The sequence below is a fragment of the Serratia nevei genome, assembly GCF_024160145.1.
GTDB lineage: Bacteria > Pseudomonadota > Gammaproteobacteria > Enterobacterales > Enterobacteriaceae > Serratia > Serratia nevei_A.
This window is the reverse complement of the sequence record NZ_JAMYWQ010000007.1, coordinates 1-23,580: the sequence shown is the minus strand read 5'-3', so window position 1 is coordinate 23,580 and position 23,580 is coordinate 1. Positions and strand designations below refer to the sequence as shown.

Sequence of the window (23,580 nt, the reverse complement as noted above, 5' to 3'; positions counted from 1 at the left end):
CGTGCCGTTTCTTGGCTGATAACCAGGCATTCACCGGCTGAAACAATAAAAATGCCCTGAATGCCTTTCAGCCGTAGCCACCCGCTACTAAAATTTGTACAATGCCGCGCCCCTGATAAGACGACTTGTCAGGGGCGTGTTTTTAGTGCCGCCACCCGAATCATGCGGGCTGAAATGCACAACTTACTGTCCATTCTTTAGCGCCATAACGTGTAATAACGAGGCCAGAGATCATTATGTTAGAACCCATCACGTCCGAGCACACCGTGTCTGAAAATAATTCGCTGACTACCCCCTCCGTTAACGTGGAGCAACCGGCTGCGGCCAAAATCAACCTGTTGGACCTGAACCGCCAGCAAATGCGCGAGTTCTTCGCCGAAATGGGCGAGAAACCGTTCCGCGCCGATCAGGTGATGAAGTGGATTTACCACTACTGCTGCGACGATTTCGAGCAGATGACCGACATCAACAAAGTGCTGCGCGGCAAGCTGCAGCGCGTGGCGGAGATCCGCGCGCCGGAAGTGGCGGAAGAACAGCGTTCGGCCGACGGCACCATCAAGTGGGCGATTAAAGTCGGCGATCAGCAGGTCGAGACCGTGTACATCCCGGAAGCCGACCGCGCGACGCTGTGCGTCTCCTCGCAGGTAGGCTGCGCGCTGGAGTGCAAATTCTGTTCGACGGCGCAGCAGGGCTTCAACCGCAACCTGCGCGTGTCGGAAATCATCGGCCAGGTGTGGCGCGCGGCGAAAATCATCGGCGCGCTGAAGGTGACCGGCCAACGTCCGATCACCAACGTGGTGATGATGGGCATGGGCGAGCCGCTGCTCAACCTGAACAACGTGGTGCCGGCGATGGAAATCATGCTGGACGATTTCGGCTTTGGCCTGTCCAAACGCCGCGTGACCCTGTCTACCTCCGGCGTGGTGCCGGCGCTGGACAAGCTGGGCGACATGATCGACGTGGCGCTGGCGATCTCGCTGCACGCGCCGAACGACACCATCCGCGATGAGATCGTGCCGATCAACCGCAAGTACAACATCGAGACCTTCCTGTCTGCGGTGCGTCGCTACCTGGAGAAATCCAACGCCAACCAGGGCCGCGTCACCGTCGAGTACGTGATGCTGGATCACATCAACGACAGCACCGACGATGCGCATCAGCTGGCGGAAGTGCTGAAAGACACGCCGTGCAAGATCAACCTGATCCCATGGAACCCGTTCCCGGGCGCTCCGTACGGCCGCAGCTCCAACAGCCGGGTGGATCGTTTCTCCAAGGTGTTGATGGAATACGGCTTTACGACTATTGTTCGTAAAACCCGTGGTGACGATATCGACGCCGCCTGCGGGCAACTGGCGGGTGAAGTGATCGACCGTACCAAGCGTACCCTGAAGAAGAAAATGGCCGGGGAACCTATCAACGTACGGGCGGTCTGAATCCTATAGCACCATTTTATGTTATCTAACAGCCTGTTATGCGAAAGCGTGTCGCTAACGGGCGTTAGCTGACGGCCGATAAGGAAATGAATGCGGGCATGAAGCTGAAACGGTGGGGTGTGTGGCTGGCGGCCGGATTGTTGGCCGGGTGTTCCGGTTCAGCGCCGGAAAAGGAAGCACAAGTCTCTGAGGCGGGCCAGACGCGGTTGCAACTGGGCCTGGAGTACCTGCAGCAAGGCGACATGGACGCCGCACGCCAGAACCTGGAAAAGGCGCTGGACGCGGCCCCGCAGGATTACCGCACGCAGTTGGGCATGGCGCTCTACGCGCAGCGGAACGGTGAGAACGCCGCGGCCGAACAGCGCTATCGGCAAGCGCTCAAACTTGCGCCAGGCAATGGCACCGTATTGAATAATTACGGTGCGTTTCTTTGCGGTTTAGGGCAGTATGTACCGGCGCAACAGCAGTTTAGCGCTGCGGCGCTGGTGCCCGATTATGGCCAGGTCGCCGACAGCCTGGAAAACGCAGGTTACTGTTTTCTCAAGGCCGGACAAAACGATGAGGCGCGCACGCTGTTGAGCCGCGCGCTGAAGGCCGATCCGGATAAAGGCACGCCGCTGTTGGCGGAGGCCGAAAAGCAATTTGGAGAAGGGAAGCGCGCCCAGTCGCAACTTTTATTGGATGTTTATCAGCATGTTCTGCCGGCCAGCGCCAGCAGCTTATGGTTACAGATTCGTTTCGCCGCGTTAGCCGGCCGCCAGGATAGCGTTCAACGCTATGGCAAGCAGCTAGCGCGAAGTTTTCCACAATCCAAACAGTACCAGCAGTTCTTAGCTAATGAATACTGAAGCCTCCCAAGATAAAACCGTATCCATGACGACGGGCCAGCGCCTGCGTCAGGCCCGTGAGCAACTCGGGCTGAGCCAACAGACCGTTGCAGAACGCCTGTGTCTCAAAATGTCCACCGTGCGCGATATCGAGGAAGACAGCGTGTCTGCTGACCTCGCGTCTACCTTCGTGCGCGGCTACATCCGTTCCTACGCCAAGCTGGTGCATTTGCCGGAAGACGAACTGCTGCCGATGCTGGCCAAGCAGGCGCCGTTGAAGATGGCGAAAGTGGCGCCGATGCAAAGCTTCTCGCTGGGCAAGCGCCGCAAGAAACGCGACGGCTGGCTGATGAGCTTCACCTGGCTTATCGTGTTCGTGGTGATCGGCCTGACCGGCGCCTGGTGGTGGCAAAACCACAAGGCGCAGCAGGAAGAGATCGCCACTATGGCGGATCAGTCCTCCGCGCAGCTTTCACAGAATAACGAAGGGCAGTCCGTGCCGCTGACCGACGGCAACGCCGACGCCGGCACCAACGTGCCGTTGACCGACAACAGCGCTGCGCCGGCCGATGCCGGCGCGGCGGCTCAGGCGCCGGCGGCGACCGCCCAGGCGCCAGGCGCGGTTCAGCAGCAGCCTGCCGTGGTGTCGCCAAGTCAGACCACCCTGCCGGAAACGGCGCCGGCGGCACAAACGCCGCTGCCGACCGCCGATGCGGGCGTGGCTGCGCCGGTGGCCGATCCGAACGCGCTGGTGATGGATTTTTCCGCCGACTGCTGGTTGCAGGTGAGCGACGCGAGCGGTAAAACGCTGTTCAGCGGCACCCAGAAGAAGGGCGGCAAGCTGAACCTGGCCGGCACTGCGCCGTATAAATTGACCATTGGCGCACCGGCGGCAGTACAGATCCAGTATCAGGGTAAGCCGGTGGATTTAAGCCGGTTCGTTAAGTCAAACCGTGTTGCTCGCCTGACCGTCGCCGCGCAGTAATCGCGCGGCCCCGGTCGTGATGTCAGAGCAGCAATGGAGAGTAAGTAATGCATAACCAAGCGCCCATCAACCGTCGAAAATCCACGCGCATTTACGTCGGCAAGGTGCCTATTGGTGATGGCGCGCCGATTGCCGTGCAGTCGATGACCAACACCCGTACCACCGATGTTGAAGCAACGGTTAATCAAATCAAAGCGCTGGAGCGCGTGGGCGTCGACATCGTCCGCGTTTCGGTTCCTACCATGGACGCCGCCGAGGCGTTCAAGCTGATCAAGCAGCAGGTCAACGTGCCGCTGGTCGCCGATATCCACTTCGATTATCGCATCGCGCTGCAGGTTGCCGAATACGGCGTAGACTGCCTGCGCATCAACCCCGGCAACATCGGCAACGAATCGCGCATTCGCTCGGTGGTGGACTGCGCCCGCGACAAGAACATCCCGATTCGCATCGGCGTCAACGGCGGCTCGCTGGAGAAAGACCTGCAGGAAAAGTACGGCGAACCTACGCCGGAAGCGCTGCTGGAGTCCGCCATGCGCCATGTGGACATCCTCGATCGCCTCAACTTCGACCAGTTTAAAGTCAGCGTCAAGGCGTCGGACGTGTTCCTGGCGGTGCAATCCTACCGTCTGCTGGCGTCGCGTATCGATCAGCCGCTGCATCTGGGCATCACCGAGGCCGGCGGCGCGCGCAGCGGGTCGGTCAAATCGGCCATCGGCCTGGGCATGCTGCTGTCTGAAGGCATCGGCGACACCCTGCGCATCTCGCTGGCGGCGGATCCGGTCGAAGAGGTGAAGGTCGGTTTCGATATTCTGAAGTCGCTGCGCATCCGCGCGCGCGGCATCAACTTCATCGCCTGCCCGACCTGTTCGCGTCAGGAGTTCGACGTGATCGGCACGGTGAACGCGCTGGAGCAGCGCCTGGAAGACATCATCACGCCGATGGACGTTTCGATCATCGGCTGCGTGGTGAACGGCCCGGGCGAAGCGCTGGTATCCACCATGGGCGTGACCGGCGGCCACAAGAAGAGCGGCTTCTATGAAGACGGCGTGCGCCAGAAAGAGCGTTTCGACAACGAACAGATGATCGACCAGCTGGAAGCGAAGATTCGCGCCAAGGCCGCGATGATGGACGAAAGCAACCGCATCACGGTCAACCTGCTGGAAAAATAAGCGTTATCGCTACACGGCGGGCCTGTTGGCCCGCTTGTTTATGAACCTGAAGGGCAGAAAACCGCATCCGCGTTGAATACCGGGCGGCAAAGTCCCTATAATCGGGTTCATTTTTACAGACAACGGACAGAGAACTCACGTGGCAAAGAACATTCAAGCCATTCGCGGCATGAACGACTACCTGCCGGAAGAAACGGCATTATGGCAGCGTATTGAAGGCACCCTCAAACAGGTGCTGGGCAGCTACGGTTACAGCGAAATCCGGTTGCCGATTGTAGAGCAGACCCCGTTATTCAAACGCGCGATCGGCGAAGTGACCGACGTCGTGGAAAAAGAGATGTATACCTTCGAAGACCGCAACGGCGAAAGCCTGACGCTGCGTCCTGAAGGGACGGCCGGCTGCGTGCGCGCCGGCATCGAACATGGTCTGCTGTACAATCAGGAGCAGCGTCTGTGGTACATCGGCCCGATGTTCCGCTACGAGCGCCCGCAGAAGGGCCGCTACCGTCAGTTCCATCAGCTGGGCGCGGAAGTGTTCGGCCTGCAAGGCCCGGACATCGACGCCGAGCTGATCCTGCTGACGGCCCGCTGGTGGAAAGCGCTGGGCATCGCCGAGCACGTCAACCTGGAGCTGAACTCCATCGGTTCGCTGGAGGCGCGCGCCAACTACCGCGACGCGCTGGTGGCGTTCCTTGAGCAGCACGTCGAGGTGCTGGACGAAGACTGTAAACGCCGCATGTACAGCAACCCGCTGCGCGTGCTGGACTCCAAGAATCCTGAGGTGCAGGCGCTGTTGAACGACGCGCCGCGCCTGTCCGAGTACCTGGACGAAGAATCCCGTGCTCACTTCGCCGGTCTGTGTGAACTTTTGGCGCAGGCAGGTATCCCATATACCGTTAACGAGCGCCTGGTGCGCGGCCTGGATTACTACAACCGCACCGTGTTTGAGTGGGTGACCACCAGCCTGGGTGCGCAGGGCACCGTCTGCGCGGGCGGCCGTTATGACGGCCTGGTCGAGCAGCTGGGCGGCCGCGCCACCCCGGCGGTCGGTTTCGCCATGGGCCTCGAGCGCCTGGTGTTGCTGGTGCAGGCGGTCAATCCGGAATTCAAGGCACCGTCGGCTATCGACGTGTACGTCATCTCTTCCGGCGCGGGCACCCAGAGCGCGGCGATGCAGCTGGCTGAACAGGTGCGCGACGCGGCGCCGCAGCTGAAGCTGATGACCAATTACGGCGGCGGCAACTTCAAGAAACAGATCACCCGTGCGGACAAATGGGGCGCGCGCATCGCGCTGATCCTGGGTGAGAGCGAAGTGGCGGCGCAGCAGGTGGTGGTGAAAGACCTGCGCAGTGGTGAACAAGAAACGCTGGCGCAAAGCGAAGTCGCTGCGCGTCTGGCTTTGATGTTAGGTTAAGGAGAAGGACACCGTGGAAGTCTATACCACTGAAAACGAACAAGTCGACGCACTGCGTCGGTTCTTTGCCGAAAACGGCAAAGCGCTGGCGGTGGGCGTGGTGCTCGGAATTGGTGCCCTGGTTGGCTGGCGTTACTGGCAGAGCCATGAAAACGCCAACATGATGGCTGCGTCGCAATCCTATCAGGAAGCCAGCGATCGTCTGACGGCCGGCAAGCCGGATGACGTGGCTGCCGCGGAGAAGTTTGTCCAGGCTAACGGCAACAGCTACGGCGTATTGGCCGCGCTGCAATTGGCCAAACACTTTGTCGAACAAAATGATTTCGCCAAGGCGGAACAGCAATTGGCGCTGGCACAGGGCCAGACCAAAGACGACAACCTGTTGGCGATGATCGACCTGCGTCTGGCGCGCGTCCAGCTGCAGGAGAAAAAGCTGGATGACGCGCTGAAAACGCTGGATGGCGTGAAAGGCGAAGGCTGGGCGGCGATGATGCAGGATGTGCGCGGCGATGTGCTGGTGGCCAAGGGCGACGCCAAGGGCGCGCGTGAAGCTTACAGCAAAGGCATTGAGTCCAACGCTTCTCAGGCGCTGCAGGTTCTGCTGCGCATGAAATTGAATAACTTGTCCAGCTAAGGGGAATTCCCATGCAATTGCGTAAAACACTCTTGGTCGGACTGGTTTCCGCTGCCTTGCTGAGTGGTTGCTCGCTGTTTAACAGCGAAGAAGACGTGGTTACCATGTCGCCGTTGCCGAAAGTTGAAAATCAGTTTACGCCGAACAAGGCGTGGAGCACCTCGGTGGGCGACGGCATCGGTGAGTATTACTCCCACCTGCGTCCGGCCTATCAGGACAGCACCATTTACGCCGCCGATCGCTTCGGCATCGTGAAAGCGATGGACGCTGACAGCGGCAACGAGAAGTGGAAGGTCAACCTCTCCGAGAAGACCGGTTTCTTCTCCAGCAACCTGTCGGCGCTGCTGTCGGGCGGCCTGACGGTCGCGGGTGACAAGGTTTACGTCGGCAGCGAAAAAGCGGTGGTTTACGCATTGAACACCGCCGACGGCGCCATCGCCTGGCAGACCAAAGTGGCCGGCGAAGCGATCTCCCGTCCGGTTGTCAGCGACGGCATGGTGTTGGTGCACACCTCCAACGGCATGCTGCAGGCGCTGAACGAAGCCGACGGTGCGGTGAAGTGGACGGTTAACCTGGACATGCCTGCGCTGTCGCTGCGCGGTGAGTCCGCGCCGGCCGTCGCCTTTGGCGCCGCCATCGTCGGCGGTGACAACGGCCGCGTCAGCGCCGTGCTGATGCAGCAGGGCCAGCTGATCTGGCAACAACGCATTTCTCAGCCGAGTGGCGCAACCGAAATCGATCGCCTGAACGACGTGGACACCACGCCGGTGATCGTTGACGGCGTGGTCTACGCGCTGGGTTACAATGGCAACCTGACGGCGCTCGATCTGCGCTCCGGCCAGATCATCTGGAAACGCGAGCTGGGTTCGGTGAACGATTTTATCGTTGACGCGGGCCGCATCTACCTGATCGACCAGAACGACCGCGTCGTCGCGCTCAGCACCGAAGGCGGCGTGACCGTGTGGACGCAGAGCGATCTGCTGCACCGCAACCTGACGCCGCCGGTGATGTATAATGGTTATCTGGTGACCGGTGACGCCGAAGGCTATCTGCACTGGATCAACATCACCGATGGCCGTTTTGTCGCCCAGCAGGAAGTGGACAGCTCCGGCTTCCTGTCTGCGCCGATGGTGGCCGGCGACAAGCTGGTCATCCAGGCTCGCGGCGGGAAAGTTTACGCTTTCACCCGCTAACGCCGCTCGTCGCAAGGCTTGAAAACGGCTCCTGAATGTTCAGGGGCCGTTTCGTATTTTTATAAGCTGCACCGCTGGTGTCTATCCACAGTGCAGTAACGCATTGATTATTAAGTAATGAGGCTTCAACAATGATACCTGTCGTCGCGCTGGTCGGGCGCCCGAATGTGGGTAAATCCACCTTGTTCAACCGTTTAACCCATACGCGCGATGCGCTGGTGGCGGATTTCCCGGGGCTGACGCGTGACCGCAAGTATGGTCGTGCTGAAATCGAAGGCAATGAATTCATCATCGTCGATACCGGCGGTATCGACGGCACCGAAGACGGCGTCGAAACGCGCATGGCCGGTCAGTCGCTGCTGGCGATCGAAGAGGCGGACATCGTGCTGTTCATGGTCGATGCCCGCGCCGGCCTGATGCCGGCGGATCAGGGCATCGCCCAGCACCTGCGCAGCCGCCAGAAGGCGACCTTCCTGGTGGCCAACAAGACCGACGGTCTGGATCCGGACACCGCCACCGCCGATTTCTACTCGCTCGGCCTGGGCGAAGTGTTCGCTATCGCCGCTTCTCACGGCCGTGGCGTGACCCAACTGATCGAACACGTGCTGGTGCCGTTTGTGCCGGAAAAACCGGAAGACGTCGAGCTGACCGAGGAAGAGGCCAACGCCGCTTACTGGGCCGAGCAAAACGGCGAAACGCTGGAAGGCGAAGAAGACGAAGAGCCGGAAGAAGCGTTCAACCCGCAGGATCTGCCGATCAAGCTGGCGATCGTCGGTCGCCCGAACGTCGGTAAGTCTACGCTCACTAACCGCATCCTCGGCGAGGAGCGCGTGGTGGTGTATGACATGCCGGGCACCACCCGCGACAGCATCTACATTCCGATGGTGCGCGACGAGCGTGAATACGTGCTGATCGACACCGCCGGGGTGCGTAAACGCGGCAAGGTGACCGAAACCGTCGAGAAGTTCTCGGTGATCAAAACCCTGCAGGCGATTGAAGACGCCAACGTCGTGCTGCTGGTGATCGACGCGCGTGAAGGCATCTCCGATCAGGATCTCTCGCTGCTCGGCTTTATCCTCAATAGTGGGCGCTCACTGGTGATTGCGGTCAACAAGTGGGACGGCATGAGCGAAGAAGATCGCGAGCACGTGAAAGAGATGCTCGACCTGCGTCTGGGCTTCGTCGACTTCGCGCGCGTGCACTTCATTTCCGCGCTGCACGGCAGCGGCGTCGGCAACCTGTTCGAATCGGTGCAGGAAGCTTACGAGTGCGCAACTCGTCGCGTAAACACCTCGATGCTGACCAAAATCATGCAGATGGCGGTTGACGATCACCAGCCGCCGTTGGTGCGCGGCCGCCGCGTGAAGCTGAAATACGCCCACGCCGGCGGTTACAACCCGCCGATCGTGGTGATCCACGGCAACCAGGTCAGCGATCTGGCCGATTCGTACAAGCGCTATCTGATGAACTACTTCCGCCGCTCGCTGAACGTGATGGGGACGCCGATCCGCATCCAGTTCAAAGAGGGGGACAACCCGTTCGCCGGCAAACGCAACCTGCTGACGCCGACCCAGATGCGTAAGCGCAAGCGCCTGATGAGCCACCTGAAAAAGAGCAAGTAATCGCTCATGAGGGGCGCGGCAGTGATGCCGCGCCCCTTTTTTATTGGCCCGAAATCGTTTTATTATCTGAAGATTACCTCGCCTGCCTGAAGGAACACCATGTCCTGGGAAACCTGGAGTTTTGCGTTCAACGTCACCGTGCCGAATCTGTTGATGATGCTGCTGGGGATCCTGCTGCGCCATTGGCGCCTGATGGATGACCGCTTTGTCGACGGCGCGACCCGCCTGGTGTTCAATCTGGCGCTGCCGTGCCTGCTGTTTTTCAGCATTGCCACCAACCACCCGCAGCTGCTCGGCAACCTGCCGCTGGTGCTGTTTGGCGCGGTCGGCACGCTGGCGACCTTCCTGCTCTTGGAGCTGGCCGCCAAGTGGCTGGTGAAAGAGCCGCGTGAGCGCGGGGTGTTCGTACAGGGCGGTTTCCGCGCCAATACCGCCATCGTCGGCCTGGCCTATGCCATGACCGCCTACGGCAGCGAAGGCATTGCGCTCGCCTCGCTGTACCTGACGGTGACGGTGATCCTGTTCAACGTGCTGTCGGTTATCACCCTCACGCGCAGCCTGCAGGGCGGGCAGGGCAAGAAAATCAGCCACCTGTCGCTGCTGCGCAGCATCGTTACCAACCCGCTGATCATCGGCCTGGTGTGCGGGCTGCTGTATGCGCAAACCGGGCTGGGCATCCCGACCGTGATCCGCCAGACCGGCAGCTATATCTCCGCGCTGTCGCTGCCGCTGGCGCTGCTGTGCACCGGCGCCAGCCTGGATTTTCGCGCCATGTTCCGTTCGTCCAACGTGGCGGCGCTGTCGTCGGTGGCCAAGCTGTTTCTGGTGCCGTGCCTGATGACGCTGGCCGGCTGGCTGTGCGGGTTTCAGGGGGCGGCGCTGGGCATTATTTTCCTGTTTTCCGCCACGCCGACCGCTTCGGGCAGCTATGTGATGACGCGCGCCATGGGCGGCAACGCCACGCTGGCGGCCAACATTATCGCCATCACCACCGTCGGTTCGTTCTTCACCACCGCGTTGGGGATCTATTTCTTGCGCTCATGGGGCGCGATTTAACCTGGAGTCGTTATGGAAGCGCACTGTCCGCAATGCAGTCAGACCATGAAGTGGGTAGCGGGTCACTACCATTGTGAAGCCTGCCTCCGCGATTATCGGCAGCTGGCGAGCTGCCCGGCGTGCGGGCAGCCGCTGCAAGAGTTGAAAGCCTGCGGGGCGGTGGATTACCTGTGCCAGAACGGGCACGGGCTGATCTCCAAAAAACGGGTGAATTTCAGCTATCAGCCGCTGTAAGCCCTCACTCATCCACCTGACCGGTTTTCCACAGATCCACCAGCGCCTGCGGCGCGCTGCTTTCCGGGATTAACAGCACGATCTCAGTGCTTAGGGTGGGGCTGGTGTAGTTGATTTGCACGCGGTAGTAGCGCTGGTCACCGCAGCCGGGGGAGGTGGGCTGGCCTTCTTCCTGCGCATAGGGCAGCGTCTGGTTCAGCAACTGATTCAGGCGCTGCCGCTGCTCCGGCGTGATATCGGCCAGCGCGATGCGGCGCTGGCCCGCCAGTTTGGGAATGTAGGCGAAGCCTCCCTCGCGCGCCAGCTCAATGACCGTATCCTGATTGAGCGTCGGCAGCGGTTTCATTATTCCACCCCCACCTGATGCCAGGCTTGCTGCACCTTGTCCGCTACGCTCTGGTCGAAACGCGCTAGCGCATGTTTCACCGTGGTGCGGGCGAAGGTGGCGAAGTCGGCGTTTTGCGGCAGCGCTTTGTCGCACACCGTGTCATACCAGACGTAGCCGGCTTTCTCCCAGGCGAAGCCGCCCAGCGCCGTCGCCGCCAGGTAGAAAGCGCGGTTGGGGATGCCGGAATTGAGGTGCACGCCGCCGTTGTCTTCCTTGGTCTGGATATAATCCTTCATGCTGGCGGGCTGCGGATCTTTGCCCAGCAGCGGATCGTCGTAGGCGGTGCCGGGTGCCGACATCGAACGCAGCCCTTGGCCTTTGATGCCCTTGGCGAGCAGCCCGGCGCCGATCAACCAGTCGGCTTTATCGGCGGTTTGCTGCAGGTGGAACTGCTTGACCAGCGAGCCGAACACGTCGGACAGCGACTCGTTGAGCGCCCCGGACTGCTGGTAGTAGATCAGCCCGGCTTCGCTCTCGGTCACGCCGTGCGCCAGCTCGTGGCCAACCACGTCGATGGCGATGGTGAAACGGTTGAAGATCTCGCCGTCGCCGTCGCCGAACACCATTTGCTGGCCGTTCCAGAAGGCGTTCTGGTACTCCTTGCCGTAGTGTACGCTGCCGACCAGCGGTAGCCCCTGGTTATCCAGCGAATTGCGGCGGTAGGCCTGCCAGAAGAAATTGTAGGTGACGCCGAGATAGTCGTAGGCTTCGTCCACCGCCACGTCGTGGTTGCTGGGTTGGCCCTCTTTACGCACCTGTTTGCCGGGCAGTTGGGTGCCGTTTTGGGCGTCGTAGATATCGCGCAGCGCTTCGCCGGCTCGGGCGTTTTTCTCGGTCGGCGAACGCAGCGGCTTGTTGCCGAGCAGGCTTTGCACGTGGTTCAGCGTGTGCAGCGCGCAGTCGCGCTGCGGGGCGTTGCCGTGTTCAATGATGCGGCGCAGCATGTAGGGAGGAATGACGGAACGCATGCGCTGGGCTGGCATAGTGGCTCTCCTTAGGCAAAATTTTTACCTCATCGAATGAATGCACTGTGCCTAAGTGTAGTCTACTCGTCATAAAGCCTGTGGTCATGCGTGCTCACCGCCGGCGCGGTCTTGTGCGGGCTGATGCGCCGCACCGAGGCGCGCACCGCCAGCCGGCCGTGCAGCAACAGATTGCACGGTGGCGCGTCGGCGCGCAGCATGCGCCTCTGCAGCAGCTGGATCGCCTCGTAGCCCAGCTCGTCGCGCGGCACCTGCACCGAGGTCAGCGGCACATCGTGGATTTCCACCAGGTTGAAACCGTCGGTGCTCATCACCGAGACGTCGCCCGGCACGCTCAGCCCACGCTTGTTGAGCGCCTTGACCGCCCCGACCGCCATATAGTCGCCGCCGGCCAGGATCGCCGTCGGCAGCGGCGAGTGGCCGCGGATGCCGTCGAGATAAGTGGTCAGCGCCTGCTCGGCCTCTTCGCTGCCGAAGCCGGAGGTGGTGACCAGATGGCGGCCGTCGTCGAACGGCAAATGATGCCGGGCGTAGGCCTGCCGGATGCCCGCCAGCCGCAGCTCCATGGTGTGGCGGCGCAGACACTGCAGATTGAGGATATGGCTGTGTCCCTGCTGGAACAGGTAGCTGGCAGAGTAGTCGCCGATCAGCTGATGATCCGGCGAGACGCTGTCCAGCCGCATCTGCCGATCGCCGCTGTTGATCAGCACACAGGGCTTGTGCAGGTCGGCGGCCAGGGTGTGGATGTGCTCGTCGTCGATGCCGATGATCAGCGCCGCTTCGGTGTGCGGATCGCTCATCTTCTCCAGAAACAGCGCGCCGTCGCTGTGCTGCTCTTCCAGCCCGCAGTAGCGGATGCGCACCTCGTGCTCCATCAGCGCGGTGGCGATGCCCTGAATGACTTTGTAGTAGAAGATGTCGGTGCGTACGTCGAACGCGCGCTGCGGCGCGAACACCATCACGTTGTTCAGCATCAGCCGGCCGCTGGAAATGCCCTGCAGAATGCCGTTTTGCTGCGCACAGTCCAGCACCTTGCGGCGCGCCTCGGCGCTGGTGTTGGCCTTGCCTGCCAGCACGCGGGAAACGGTGCTGATCGATAGCCCGGTTTGGCGGGCGATCTCCTGGATTTTCAGCTTTCCGTTCATTTTGTGATCTCCTTCAAATTCGTCCATGAGAATATTTTCACCGCGATTTTCAGCATCTCGACCGGTTTTCCCGGTCATTATGATTATTTTTTCACCCACCCGTGAAAATCTTTGCAAAAAACCCCGTTTCGCTGCGCGCTCTCGCTGAGTAGTCTGCATTGGCACACCAATTTTGGCAACCTGTCAGTCCAATTTTAACGGTGTAAGAAAAAGAAAACAAAAAATAAATCATGGGGTTGTGATTGTTTGTCGGCTGGCGATACGGCGCTGACCCGTTTTCACCGCCCCTTGTTTGATAGCACAACGTACCCTACCAAAACGCGTGTCGCCGTAACCGGCGGCCGCGGGGAGAGAACCGATGAGTGTGGAGATCAATCAGGCGGTCGCGCAGAGCGGCCGGCGCAAGTTCAAATCGCTGCGCTGGTGGATGCTGGCGCTGTTCTTGCTGGGCGTCACGGTCAACTACATCACCCGCAACTCGCTGGGCATTCTGGCGCCGGAGCTGAAAACCAGCCTCAACATGAGCACCGAGCAATATGCCTGGGTGGTGGCGTCGTTCCAACTGGCCTACACGGTGTTTCAGCCGATCTGTGGCTGGCTGATCGACGTTATCGGCCTGAAGATGGGCTTTCTGATCTGCGCCGGCATTTGGGCGGTGGTATGCATGCTGCACGCTGGCGCCGGCAGTTGGCTGCAACTGGCCATTCTGCGCTTCTTCATGGGGGGCGCGGAGGCGGCGGCCACCCCGGCCAACGCCAAGGCGATCTCCGACTGGTTCCCGAAGAAGGAGCGGCCGATCGCCGCCGGCTGGGCGGGCGTCGGTTTCTCCATCGGCGCCATGCTGGCACCGCCGATCATCGTCATCGCTCACGTCTCCTTCGGCTGGCAGGGCGCCTTCCTGTTCTCCGGCGGGCTGGCGCTGATCTGGGTAGTGCTGTGGTGGCTGTTCTACCACTCGCCGCAGCAACACCCGAACCTCAGCCAGCAAGAGCTGGATCTGATCCGTGAAGACAACGAACCGGTGCTGCCGAAGCTGCCGTTCCTTACCTCGCTGGCCAGCCTGTGCAAGAACAAGAAATTTTACGGCATCGCCATCCCGGCCTTTCTCGCCGAGCCGGCCTGGGCGGTCTTTAGCTTCTGGGTGCCGCTGTACCTGGCCACCGAACGTGGCATGGATCTGAAACAGATCGCGATGTTCGCCTGGCTGCCGTTCCTGGCGGCGGATATCGGCAGCGTCGCCAGCGGCTATCTCACCACCCTGTACCGCAAATGGTTCGGCTGCAGCCGCGTCAACTCGGTGGTCGCCAGCTCGGTGACCGGCGCTTTTCTGATGGTGTCGCTGGCGTTCGTGGCGATCGCTCAAGATCCCTATGTGGCGATCGCGCTGATCTCGATCGGCGGCTTCGGCCACCAGGTGATCTCCTGCATGCTCAGCGCGCTGGTGGTGGAGTCGTTCGATAAAAACCAGATGGCGACGGTCAACGGCATGCGCGGCTCCAGCGCCTGGATCGCCAGCTTCCTGTTCACGCTGCTGATCGGCGCGGTATCCGACACTATCGGCTTCAACCCGCTGTTCATCGCCATGGGCTTCTTCGATCTTATCGGCGCCCTGTTCCTGATTGCCCTGATCGCCGAACGCGGCGGTAAGAAAACACCTTCACACAGCTAAGTGGAATGCTTATGAAAACCTTGAAAAACTGGACGCTGGCGGCGCAGCATGCCGACCACGTTGAGCTGCTGGTCGATGAACGCCACCGTTTCTGCCTGTACGTGCTGGAAAACGATCTGTTCCGCGTGTTGATCAAACGTGAGGGCGAGCTGGCGCTGGATCGCACCTGGAGCATCGCGCCGCAGGAGGATGTGCCCTGGGAGGGGCGCGATCGGCTCAGCGTCGCCGGCTTCAGCCTGCCGGGCTATCAGCTGCGCCAGGAGGGCGATCGGCTGGTGGTCAGCACGCCGCGGCTGCGCGTGACGGTGCATCAGCCGCTGTGGCTGGAATGGGCGTACTGCAACGCCGCCGGCGAATGGCGGCCGCTGGCGGCGGACCGGCCGACCAGCGCCTACCTGCTCAATGCGCACGGCGACGGTGTGGCGCACTATCAGCGCCGTTTCGCCGATGAGCGCTATTACGGCCTGGGGGAGAAAGCCGGCGATCTGGAACGCACCGGCCGCCGCTTCGAGATGCGTAACCTGGACGCGATGGGCTACAACGCTGCCAGCACCGATCCGCTGTACAAGCACATTCCGTTCACCATCACCCGCGGGCCGGAGGCGAGCTTCGGCCTGTTTTACGATAACCTGAGCAGCTGCTGGCTGGATCTGGGCAACGAGATCGACAACTACCACGCGGCCTATCGCCGCTATCAGGCCGAAGCGGGCGATCTGGATTACTACCTGTTCCTCGGGCCGAAGGTAGTGGACGTCACCAAGGCCTTCGTGCGCCTGACCGGCCGCACCCACTTCGGGCCGAAGTGGAGCCTGGGCTACAGCGGTTCGACCATGCACTACACCGACGCGCCGGACGCCCAGCAGCAGCTGCAGCAGTTCATCGCGCTGTGCCGCCAACACGCCATTCCCTGCGACTCCTTCCAGCTGTCGTCGGGCTACACCTCGATCAACCACAAACGCTACGTGTTCAACTGGAATTACGACAAGGTGCCGCAGCCCAGGCAATTGAGCCAGGCGTTTCACGACGCCGGCCTCAGGCTGGCGGCCAACATCAAGCCGTGCCTGCTGCAGGATCACCCGCAGTATCAGGCGGTGGCGGCGCAGGGGCTGTTTATCCGCGATTCGCAAAGCGACGCGCCCGAGCGCTCCAGCTTCTGGGACGATGAGGGATCGCACCTCGACTTCACCAACCCGGCGGCGGTGCGCTGGTGGCAGCAGGGCGTCACGCAGCAGCTGCTGGAGATGGGCATCGATTCGACCTGGAACGACAACAACGAGTACGAAGTGTGGGACGGCGAGGCGCGCTGCCACGGCTTCGGGCGGCCGATCGCCATCAAGCACATCCGCCCGGTGATGCCATTGCTGATGATGCGCGCCTCGATGGAGGCCCAGCAGCGCTTCGCGCCGCAGAAGCGGCCGTACCTGATCTCGCGCTCCGGCTGCGCCGGCATGCAGCGCTACGTGCAGACCTGGAGCGGCGACAACCGTACCAGCTGGCAGACGCTGCGCTACAACATTCGCATGGGGCTGGGCATGAGCCTGTCCGGGCTGTATAACCTTGGCCACGACGTCGGCGGCTTCTCCGGCGACAAGCCGGACGCGGAGCTGCTGGTGCGCTGGGTGCAAAACGGCGTGATGCATCCGCGTTTCACCATCCATTCCTGGAACGACGACGCCACGGTCAACGAGCCCTGGATGTACCCGGCCGCCACCCCGGCGGTGCGTGAGGCGATCAACCTGCGTTACCGGCTGCTGCCGTATTTCTACACCCTGCTGTGGCAGGCCTGCGCCGACGATGAGCCGATGCTGCGCCCGACCTTTCTCGATCATGAACAGGATGCGCGCACCTTCGGCGAGAACGACGATTTTCTGATCGGCCGCGATCTGCTGGTGGCCAGCGTAGTGGAACCGGGGCAGCGCCGGCGTTCGGTGTATCTGCCGGACAACGGCGAAGGCTGGTACTGCTTCTACAGCGGCCAGTGGTTCGGCGGCGGCCAAACGGTAACGCTGGCGGCGCCGCTGGAGCGTCTGCCGCTGCTGGTGCGCGCCGGGGCGGCGCTGCCGCTGTCGCAGCGGTTGGCGCATGTGGACGTGGCCGCCGACGATCGGCGCGAGCTGCGGCTGTTTCCGCTCAAGGGCTGCGGCGTAAGCAGCGGGCTGCTGTTTGAGGACGACGGTGAAAGCGAAGGCTGGCGGCAGGGCGATGCGCTGTGGCTGCGCTGGGAAATGCGCTGCGACAATCAGCGCATCATGCTGGATATTGCGACGGAAGGGCGTTACCGCCCGGCCTGGCGCACGTTGGCGCTCAGCCTGCCGGAAGGCGAGACGCGCGCGCTGTGGGTAAACGGCGAACCGGGCGAGCGTTTTACGCTGGAGTAGGGGTTACTCGGCCGCGCGCTTCTTGCGCGGCTTCTTGGCGACGGTGATGGTTTTCACCTCGCTTTCCACCCAGCCGTCCTGCAGGCGGGTTTTCAGCAGTTCGCCGACCTGCGCCTGCTTGGTGGTTTTCAGCAGCTCGCCGCGCGGGGTTTGCGTCACGCTGTAGCCGCGCGCCAGCGTTGCCAGCGGGCTGACGGTTTCCAGCTGGCTGCAGGCCACGCCGAAGCGCTGGCGGTAGGCGTTAAGCTGCCGCTCCATCGCCTGCTGCAGGCGGTATTCCTGCTGCTGTACGCGCTGTTGGTAGCGGTGAATGCGGCCTTGCGGCTGCACCTGCGCCAGCCGCTGCTGGGCGCGTTCGCTGCGGCGGGCGGCCAGGCGCAGCTGTTGCTGCATGCCGTCTTCCATCCGGCGCTGCAGCTTGAACAGCAGCGTCTGCTGGCGCGCCAGGCGCAGATGCGGATGCTGCTGCTGTAAACGGTGGTGAATGCGGGTGAACTGCTGCTGGCGCTGCGCCAGGTAGTAATCCATCGCCATCTCCAGCCGCTGCTGCTGCGACTGCAGCTGGCGCAACAGCTCAAGCTGATTGCGGCTGACCAGTTCGGCGGCGGCGGAAGGGGTCGGCGCACGCAGATCGGCGACGAAATCGGCGATGGTGACGTCGGTTTCATGGCCGACGGCGCTGACGATCGGAATGCGGCTGGCGAAGATCGCCCGCGCCACGCGTTCGTCGTTGAAGCTCCACAGATCTTCCAGCGAACCGCCGCCGCGGCCGACGATCAGCACGTCGCATTCGTCGCGGCGGTTGGCGGTCTCGATGGCGCGCACGATCTGCATCGGCGCTTCCGCGCCCTGCACCGAGGTGGGGTAGATGACGATCGGCAGCGACGGATCGCGCCGCTGCAATACCTGCAGAATATCGTGCAGCGCCGCGCCGCTGGCGGAGGTGATCACCCCGACGCATTTGGCCGGGGCGGGCAGCGGCTGCTTGAATTGCTGATCGAACAGCCCTTCGGCGCTCAGGCGCTGTTTCAGCTGCTCGAACTGTTGCTGCAGCAGGCCGTCGCCGGCGGGCTGCATGCTCTCGGCGATCAGCTGGTAGTCGCCGCGTGGTTCATACAGCGTGATGCTGGCGCGCACCAAAACCTGCTGGCCGTTTTGCGGCCGGAAGGTGACGCGGCGGTTGCTGTTGCGGAACATCGCGCAGCGCACCTGGGCGCGGTCGTCTTTGAGCGTGAAATACCAGTGGCCGGAAGCGGGTTGGGAGAGGTTGGAGATCTCGGCGGAGAGCCAAATCTGCCCCATTTCCATTTCCAGCAGTTGGCGAACCGTCTGATTGAGGCGGCTTACGGTAAAAATGGAAGGCGAAACAGGTAGCGACATGTGACCCAGATCAAATTTCAAAACAATCACTTAATTGGTCGATACTACATGGCTGAAAAAGGTAATCAAGACTTTTTGTAAGAAAGTGCTGGAGGCAACCGATTCCGCTCTGTATAATGCCGCGGCAATATTTTATCTTTTTCACAGCCCACCCTGGTGAGATATTGCCCATGCTACGTATCGCTAAAGAAGCTCTGACGTTTGACGACGTCCTCCTGGTTCCAGCCCACTCCACGGTTCTGCCTAACACCGCAGAGCTCGGCACTCAACTGACCAAAACCATCCGCCTGAACATCCCTATGCTGTCCGCAGCCATGGATACCGTTACCGAATCCGGCCTGGCCATTGCGCTGGCGCAGGAAGGCGGCCTGGGCTTCATCCACAAAAACATGTCTATCGAGCGCCAGGCTGAAGAAGTCAGCCGCGTGAAGAAGCATGAAAGCGGCGTAGTCACCGACCCGCAGACCGTTACCCCGGCCACCACGCTGCAGGAAGTGAAAGAGCTGACCGCGCGCAACGGCTTCGCCGGTTACCCGGTCGTCACCGAAGACAACGAGCTGGTCGGCATCATCACCGGCCGCGACGTGCGCTTCGTGACCGATCTGACCCAGCCGGTCACCGCGGTCATGACGCCGAAAGATCGCCTGGTCACCGTGAAAGAAGGTGAAGCGCGCGACGTGGTGCTGCAGAAGATGCACGAAAAGCGCGTAGAAAAAGCGCTGGTGGTGGACGACAGCTTCCACCTGCTGGGCATGATCACCGTTAAAGACTTCCAGAAAGCGGAACGCAAACCGAACGCCTGTAAAGACGAGCACGGCCGTCTGCGCGTGGGCGCGGCGGTCGGCGCCGGCGCTGGCAACGAAGAGCGCGTTGACGCGCTGGTGGCGGCAGGCGTTGACGTCCTGCTGATCGACTCCTCGCACGGCCACTCCGAAGGCGTGCTGCAGCGCATCCGCGAAACCCGCGCCAAATACCCGGATCTGCAGATCGTCGGCGGCAACGTCGCGACCGCAGCGGGCGCCAAAGCGCTGGCTGAAGCCGGCGTGAGCGCGGTGAAAGTCGGTATCGGCCCTGGCTCTATCTGCACCACCCGCATCGTGACCGGCGTGGGCGTACCGCAGATCACCGCCATCGCCGACGCGGTGGAAGCGCTGGAAGGCACTGGCATCCCGGTTATCGCCGACGGCGGCATCCGCTTCTCCGGCGACATCGCCAAAGCGATCGCCGCGGGCGCATCCTGCGTGATGGTCGGCTCCATGCTGGCGGGCACCGAAGAATCCCCGGGCGAAATCGAGCTGTATCAGGGCCGTTCGTTCAAATCTTACCGCGGCATGGGCTCGCTGGGCGCGATGTCCAAAGGCTCTTCCGACCGTTACTTCCAGACCGATAACGCCGCCGACAAACTGGTGCCGGAAGGTATCGAAGGCCGCGTGGCCTATAAAGGCATGCTGAAAGCCATCGTGCACCAGCAGATGGGCGGCCTGCGCTCCTGCATGGGCCTGACCGGCTGCGCCACCATCGACGATCTGCGCACCAAGGCAGAGTTCGTGCGCATCAGCGGCGCCGGCATTCAGGAAAGCCACGTGCACGACGTGACCATCACCAAAGAGTCGCCGAACTACCGCATGGGCTAATGCCTTAACCTCTCCCGAGTGAGAGGCCGGGGTGGGGCGTTAAGCCCCATCCCGAAACACACATTTTCGCTCTTTTTCTCTTGTTGCTGGAATTCGCCTCACATGACACAAAATATCCATAAGCATCGCATCCTGATACTGGACTTCGGTTCGCAATACACCCAACTGGTCGCCCGCCGCGTGCGCGAAATCGGCGTTTACTGCGAACTGTGGGCCTGGGACGTTAGCGAAGAGCAGATCCGCGAATTCAACCCAAGCGGCATCATCCTGTCCGGCGGCCCGGAAAGCACCACCGAAGCCGGCAGCCCGCGCGCCCCGGATTACGTGTTCAACGCCGGCGTGCCGGTGCTGGGCGTGTGCTACGGCATGCAGACCATGGCGATGCAGCTGGGTGGCCATGTGCAGGGCTCCAACGAGCGCGAGTTCGGCTACGCGCAGGTGGAAATCGTCAAAGAGAGCGCGCTGCTGCGCGACATCGAAGACGCCATCAGCCCGGCCGGCAAACCGCTGCTGGACGTGTGGATGAGCCACGGCGACAAAGTGACTGCGATCCCGTCCGACTTCGTGACCATTGCCAGCACCGACACCTGCCCGTTCGCCATTATGGCTAACGAAGAAAAACGCTTCTACGGCGTGCAGTTCCACCCGGAAGTGACCCACACCCGCCAGGGCCAGCGCATGCTGGAGCGTTTCGTACTGGATATCTGCCAGTGTGAAGCCCTGTGGACCCCGGCCACTATCATCGAAGATGCGGTTGAGCGCATCCGCGAGCAGGTGGGTGAAGACCACGTTATCCTCGGCCTGTCCGGCGGCGTCGACTCCTCCGTGACCGCGATGCTGCTGCACCGCGCCATCGGCAAACGCCTGACCTGCGTATTCGTTGACAACGGCCTGCTGCGCCTGAACGAAGCCAAGCAGGTGATGGAAATGTTCGGCGACCACTTCGGCCTGAACATCGTGCACGTCGAGGCGGAAAACCGCTTCCTGACCGCGCTGGCAGGCGTGGACGAGCCGGAAGCCAAGCGTAAAATCATCGGCCGCGTGTTCGTTGAAGTGTTCGACGAAGAAGCCTGCAAGCAAGAGCAGGTGAAATGGCTGGCGCAGGGCACCATCTACCCGGACGTGATCGAATCCGCCGCTTCCGCCACCGGCAAAGCGCACGTGATCAAGTCGCACCACAACGTGGGCGGCCTGCCGAAAGAGATGAAGCTGGGCCTGGTCGAGCCGCTGAAAGAGCTGTTCAAAGACGAAGTGCGCAAGATCGGCCTGGAGTTGGGCCTGCCGTACGACATGCTGTTCCGTCACCCGTTCCCGGGCCCGGGTCTGGGCGTGCGCGTGCTGGGCGAAGTGAAGAAAGAGTACTGCGATCTGCTGCGCCGCGCCGACGCCATCTTCATCGAAGAGCTGCACAAAGCCGACCTGTACAACAAAGTCAGCCAGGCGTTCACCGTGTTCCTGCCGGTGCGTTCGGTCGGCGTGATGGGCGACGGCCGCAAATACGACTGGGTCGTCTCCCTGCGTGCGGTAGAAACCATCGACTTCATGACCGCGCACTGGGCGCACCTGCCGTATGACTTCCTCGGCCGCGTCTCCAACCGCATCATCAACGAAGTGAACGGCATCTCCCGCGTGGTGTACGACATCAGCGGCAAGCCGCCGGCGACGATTGAGTGGGAATGATCCCGCGTCCGGCATAGACCGGCATCAAAGAGCACTGGAATACCTATAAGCCCGCGTAATTACGGGCTTTTTTCATTATTGGCTTGGCACGGTCTGGCAAATTTTCGCATCGCCAAGCACCCGATTTCTATGGCATGGTAGATGGTACGATTTGAACCTGATGCCATGTTCAGCGCTCGATACCATGTTGCTCCTGATGGGGTGAGCATGGTATTAAGTTCTTGTAACTTATTGTTTTGTAGGTATTTTTATAGAAAATGCAAGGCTTTTTGAGCATGGTATTTTTTAGAGGAAACCCAACCCGACCGTGCTGACTGATACCAAGCTGCGCAACCTCAAGCCAAAGGACAAGCTCTACAAAGTGAATGACCGTGACGGCCTCTACGTGGCCATCACGCCAGCGGGTTCGATTTCATTCCGCTACAACTACTCGATCCATGGCAGGCAGGAGACAATCACCTTCGGCCGCTACGGTGTCGGAGGGATCACGCTAGCGGAAGCCCGCGAACGGCTGGGCGAAGCCAAGAAGATGATCGCCGCAGGGAAATCTCCAGCCAAAGAGAAGGCGCGGGACAAAGCCCGCGTTAAGGACGCTGAAAACTTTGGTGCTTGGGGCGAAAAGTGGCTACGCGGCTATCAAATGGCTGACGTTACCCGCGATATGCGTCGAGCTACCTTCGAGCGCGAGCTTAAGCCGAAGTTCGGTAATCAGAAGCTGACAGAAATCACCCATGAGGATTTACGGGCGCTGACTGATGCGATTGTGGAGCGCGGGGCACCGGCAACGGCCGTGCTTTGCCGCGAAATTGTGATGCAAGTCTTCCGTTGGGCTATAGAACGCGGCCAGAAGGTTGAGAACCCGGCCGATTTGGTGCGCCCGTCGACTATTGCAAAGTTCGAGCCGCGAGATCGAGCACTGACGCCTGATGAAATCGGCTTGATGTACCAGTACATGGAGCGCATTGGCACCACACCTTCGATCCGCGCGGCCGCCAAGTTGTTGTTGCTGACGATGGTACGCAAAAGCGAACTGACCAACGCAACATGGAGCGAAATCAATTTCACCGAGGCGCTCTGGACAATCCCCAAGGCGCGGATGAAGCGCCGCAATCCCCATTTGGTGTTCCTGTCTAGGCAGGCGCTGGACATTTTCATTGCCCTGAAAACCTTCGCAGGCGGTTCGGAGTATGTGCTGCCATCTCGCTATGACTCGGACTTGCCGATGAGCAGCGCCACGCTCAATCAGGTGCTCACACTGACCTATCGTCTGGCTCAGAAGGAAGGGCAGTCGCTTGGCAAGTTCGGACCGCACGACTTGCGGCGCACAGCCAGCACGCTGCTGCATGAGGCGGGCTATAACACTGACTGGATCGAGAAGTGCCTTGCGCACGAACAGAAGGGCGTTCGAGCCGTCTACAACAAGGCTGAGTACCGCGATCAGCGCCGGGCAATGCTTCAGGATTGGGCGGACATGATCGATGAGTGGACAATCAGGAAGCCCCGCCTCAAGGACTGATTCGGAGCCTTGAGACCTGCATTTTGTCGCGAAATGCCCACTTCGGTGGGCTTTTTTTTGTCCGTAAAACGTATGAATTTCCGGACGCAATAAATTGGCTTTAAGTGCCTATTTGTCAATACCGATCGAATTGTGACCCACCCTGCCAAAGTAAAACGGACCCACCCCTGATCGTGGTTACTCAGAAACTTCGGCTTGCGCCTGTTTCTTAAGTTGGCCACTTTTTAATTTGTCCTTCAG

The 23,580-nt window shown here is 61.2% G+C and carries 19 protein-coding genes; 15 read left to right on the top strand and 4 right to left on the bottom strand.

Annotated features, from left to right (window positions below; genetic code table 11):
• Positions 1–236: 236 nt before the first annotated feature.
• The 10 genes from rlmN to M6G53_RS07160 all read left to right on the top strand — a co-directional run bounded on the left by rlmN (position 237) and on the right by M6G53_RS07160 (position 10,567).
• Positions 237–1,433 (top strand): dual-specificity RNA methyltransferase RlmN, encoded by a 1,197-nt coding sequence (gene rlmN, locus M6G53_RS07205; RefSeq protein WP_004941426.1) that lies wholly within the window; start codon positions 237–239, stop codon positions 1,431–1,433.
• A gap of 98 nt (positions 1,434–1,531) precedes the next feature.
• Complete coding sequence (pilW, locus tag M6G53_RS07200) at positions 1,532–2,281, top strand: type IV pilus biogenesis/stability protein PilW (protein ID WP_253330130.1); 750 nt, start codon at positions 1,532–1,534, stop codon at positions 2,279–2,281.
• On the top strand, positions 2,271–3,245 hold the full coding sequence (rodZ, locus tag M6G53_RS07195) for a cytoskeleton protein RodZ (RefSeq protein WP_253330128.1): 975 nt from the start codon (positions 2,271–2,273) through the stop codon (positions 3,243–3,245). The genes pilW and rodZ overlap by 11 nt, the downstream gene beginning before the upstream one ends.
• A gap of 47 nt (positions 3,246–3,292) precedes the next feature.
• A complete protein-coding gene (ispG, locus tag M6G53_RS07190; protein WP_016929756.1) occupies positions 3,293–4,414 on the top strand; it encodes a flavodoxin-dependent (E)-4-hydroxy-3-methylbut-2-enyl-diphosphate synthase in 1,122 nt (373 codons plus the stop codon).
• Positions 4,415–4,553: 139 nt separating this feature from the next.
• Complete coding sequence (gene hisS / locus M6G53_RS07185) at positions 4,554–5,828, top strand: histidine--tRNA ligase (RefSeq protein ID WP_253330126.1); 1,275 nt, start codon at positions 4,554–4,556, stop codon at positions 5,826–5,828.
• A gap of 13 nt (positions 5,829–5,841) precedes the next feature.
• On the top strand, positions 5,842–6,462 hold the full coding sequence (locus tag M6G53_RS07180; protein ID WP_253330124.1) for a YfgM family protein: 621 nt from the start codon (positions 5,842–5,844) through the stop codon (positions 6,460–6,462).
• Between the two features lie 11 nt (positions 6,463–6,473).
• Positions 6,474–7,655 (top strand): outer membrane protein assembly factor BamB, encoded by a 1,182-nt coding sequence (gene bamB / locus M6G53_RS07175; protein ID WP_253330122.1) that lies wholly within the window; start codon positions 6,474–6,476, stop codon positions 7,653–7,655.
• Positions 7,656–7,786: 131 nt separating this feature from the next.
• Complete coding sequence (der, locus tag M6G53_RS07170; protein ID WP_004941442.1) at positions 7,787–9,277, top strand: ribosome biogenesis GTPase Der; 1,491 nt, start codon at positions 7,787–7,789, stop codon at positions 9,275–9,277.
• Positions 9,278–9,376: 99 nt separating this feature from the next.
• Positions 9,377–10,333 carry an AEC family transporter gene (locus M6G53_RS07165; protein ID WP_253330119.1) on the top strand — a complete coding sequence of 319 codons (957 nt, stop codon included), beginning with the start codon at positions 9,377–9,379 and terminating at the stop codon, positions 10,331–10,333.
• 12 nt (positions 10,334–10,345) lie between these two features.
• Positions 10,346–10,567, top strand: a complete 222-nt coding sequence (locus M6G53_RS07160) for a zinc ribbon domain-containing protein (RefSeq protein WP_253330117.1) — start codon at positions 10,346–10,348, stop codon at positions 10,565–10,567.
• Positions 10,568–10,571: 4 nt separating this feature from the next.
• On the opposite strand, the gene M6G53_RS07155 is transcribed toward M6G53_RS07160, so the two are convergent.
• From M6G53_RS07155 to M6G53_RS07145, 3 genes are all read right to left on the bottom strand, one after another.
• Positions 10,572–10,913 carry a protealysin inhibitor emfourin gene (locus M6G53_RS07155; RefSeq protein ID WP_033635587.1) on the bottom strand — a complete coding sequence of 114 codons (342 nt, stop codon included), beginning with the start codon at positions 10,911–10,913 and terminating at the stop codon, positions 10,572–10,574.
• On the bottom strand, positions 10,913–11,938 hold the full coding sequence (locus M6G53_RS07150; RefSeq protein WP_253330115.1) for a M4 family metallopeptidase: 1,026 nt from the start codon (positions 11,936–11,938) through the stop codon (positions 10,913–10,915). The genes M6G53_RS07155 and M6G53_RS07150 overlap by 1 nt, the downstream gene beginning before the upstream one ends.
• A gap of 62 nt (positions 11,939–12,000) precedes the next feature.
• Positions 12,001–13,083 carry a LacI family DNA-binding transcriptional regulator gene (locus tag M6G53_RS07145; RefSeq protein WP_253330113.1) on the bottom strand — a complete coding sequence of 361 codons (1,083 nt, stop codon included), beginning with the start codon at positions 13,081–13,083 and terminating at the stop codon, positions 12,001–12,003.
• 358 nt (positions 13,084–13,441) lie between these two features.
• Between M6G53_RS07145 and M6G53_RS07140 the strand changes: the two genes are divergently transcribed.
• Positions 13,442–14,752 carry an MFS transporter gene (locus tag M6G53_RS07140; protein WP_033648908.1) on the top strand — a complete coding sequence of 437 codons (1,311 nt, stop codon included), beginning with the start codon at positions 13,442–13,444 and terminating at the stop codon, positions 14,750–14,752.
• 11 nt (positions 14,753–14,763) lie between these two features.
• Complete coding sequence (locus M6G53_RS07135; RefSeq protein ID WP_253330111.1) at positions 14,764–17,130, top strand: glycoside hydrolase family 31 protein; 2,367 nt, start codon at positions 14,764–14,766, stop codon at positions 17,128–17,130.
• Between the two features lie 3 nt (positions 17,131–17,133).
• On the opposite strand, the gene xseA is transcribed toward M6G53_RS07135, so the two are convergent.
• Positions 17,134–18,510: an exodeoxyribonuclease VII large subunit gene (gene xseA / locus M6G53_RS07130; RefSeq protein ID WP_253330109.1), complete on the bottom strand. Its 1,377-nt coding sequence runs from the start codon at positions 18,508–18,510 to the stop codon at positions 17,134–17,136.
• A gap of 170 nt (positions 18,511–18,680) precedes the next feature.
• Between xseA and guaB the strand changes: the two genes are divergently transcribed.
• The 3 genes from guaB to M6G53_RS07115 all read left to right on the top strand — a co-directional run bounded on the left by guaB (position 18,681) and on the right by M6G53_RS07115 (position 23,340).
• On the top strand, positions 18,681–20,144 hold the full coding sequence (guaB, locus tag M6G53_RS07125) for an IMP dehydrogenase (protein WP_004941460.1): 1,464 nt from the start codon (positions 18,681–18,683) through the stop codon (positions 20,142–20,144).
• A 102-nt stretch (positions 20,145–20,246) separates the two neighbouring features.
• Complete coding sequence (gene guaA / locus M6G53_RS07120; RefSeq protein ID WP_019452367.1) at positions 20,247–21,824, top strand: glutamine-hydrolyzing GMP synthase; 1,578 nt, start codon at positions 20,247–20,249, stop codon at positions 21,822–21,824.
• Between the two features lie 307 nt (positions 21,825–22,131).
• Positions 22,132–23,340, top strand: a complete 1,209-nt coding sequence (locus M6G53_RS07115; protein WP_253330107.1) for a tyrosine-type recombinase/integrase — start codon at positions 22,132–22,134, stop codon at positions 23,338–23,340.
• Positions 23,341–23,580: the final 240 nt, after the last annotated feature.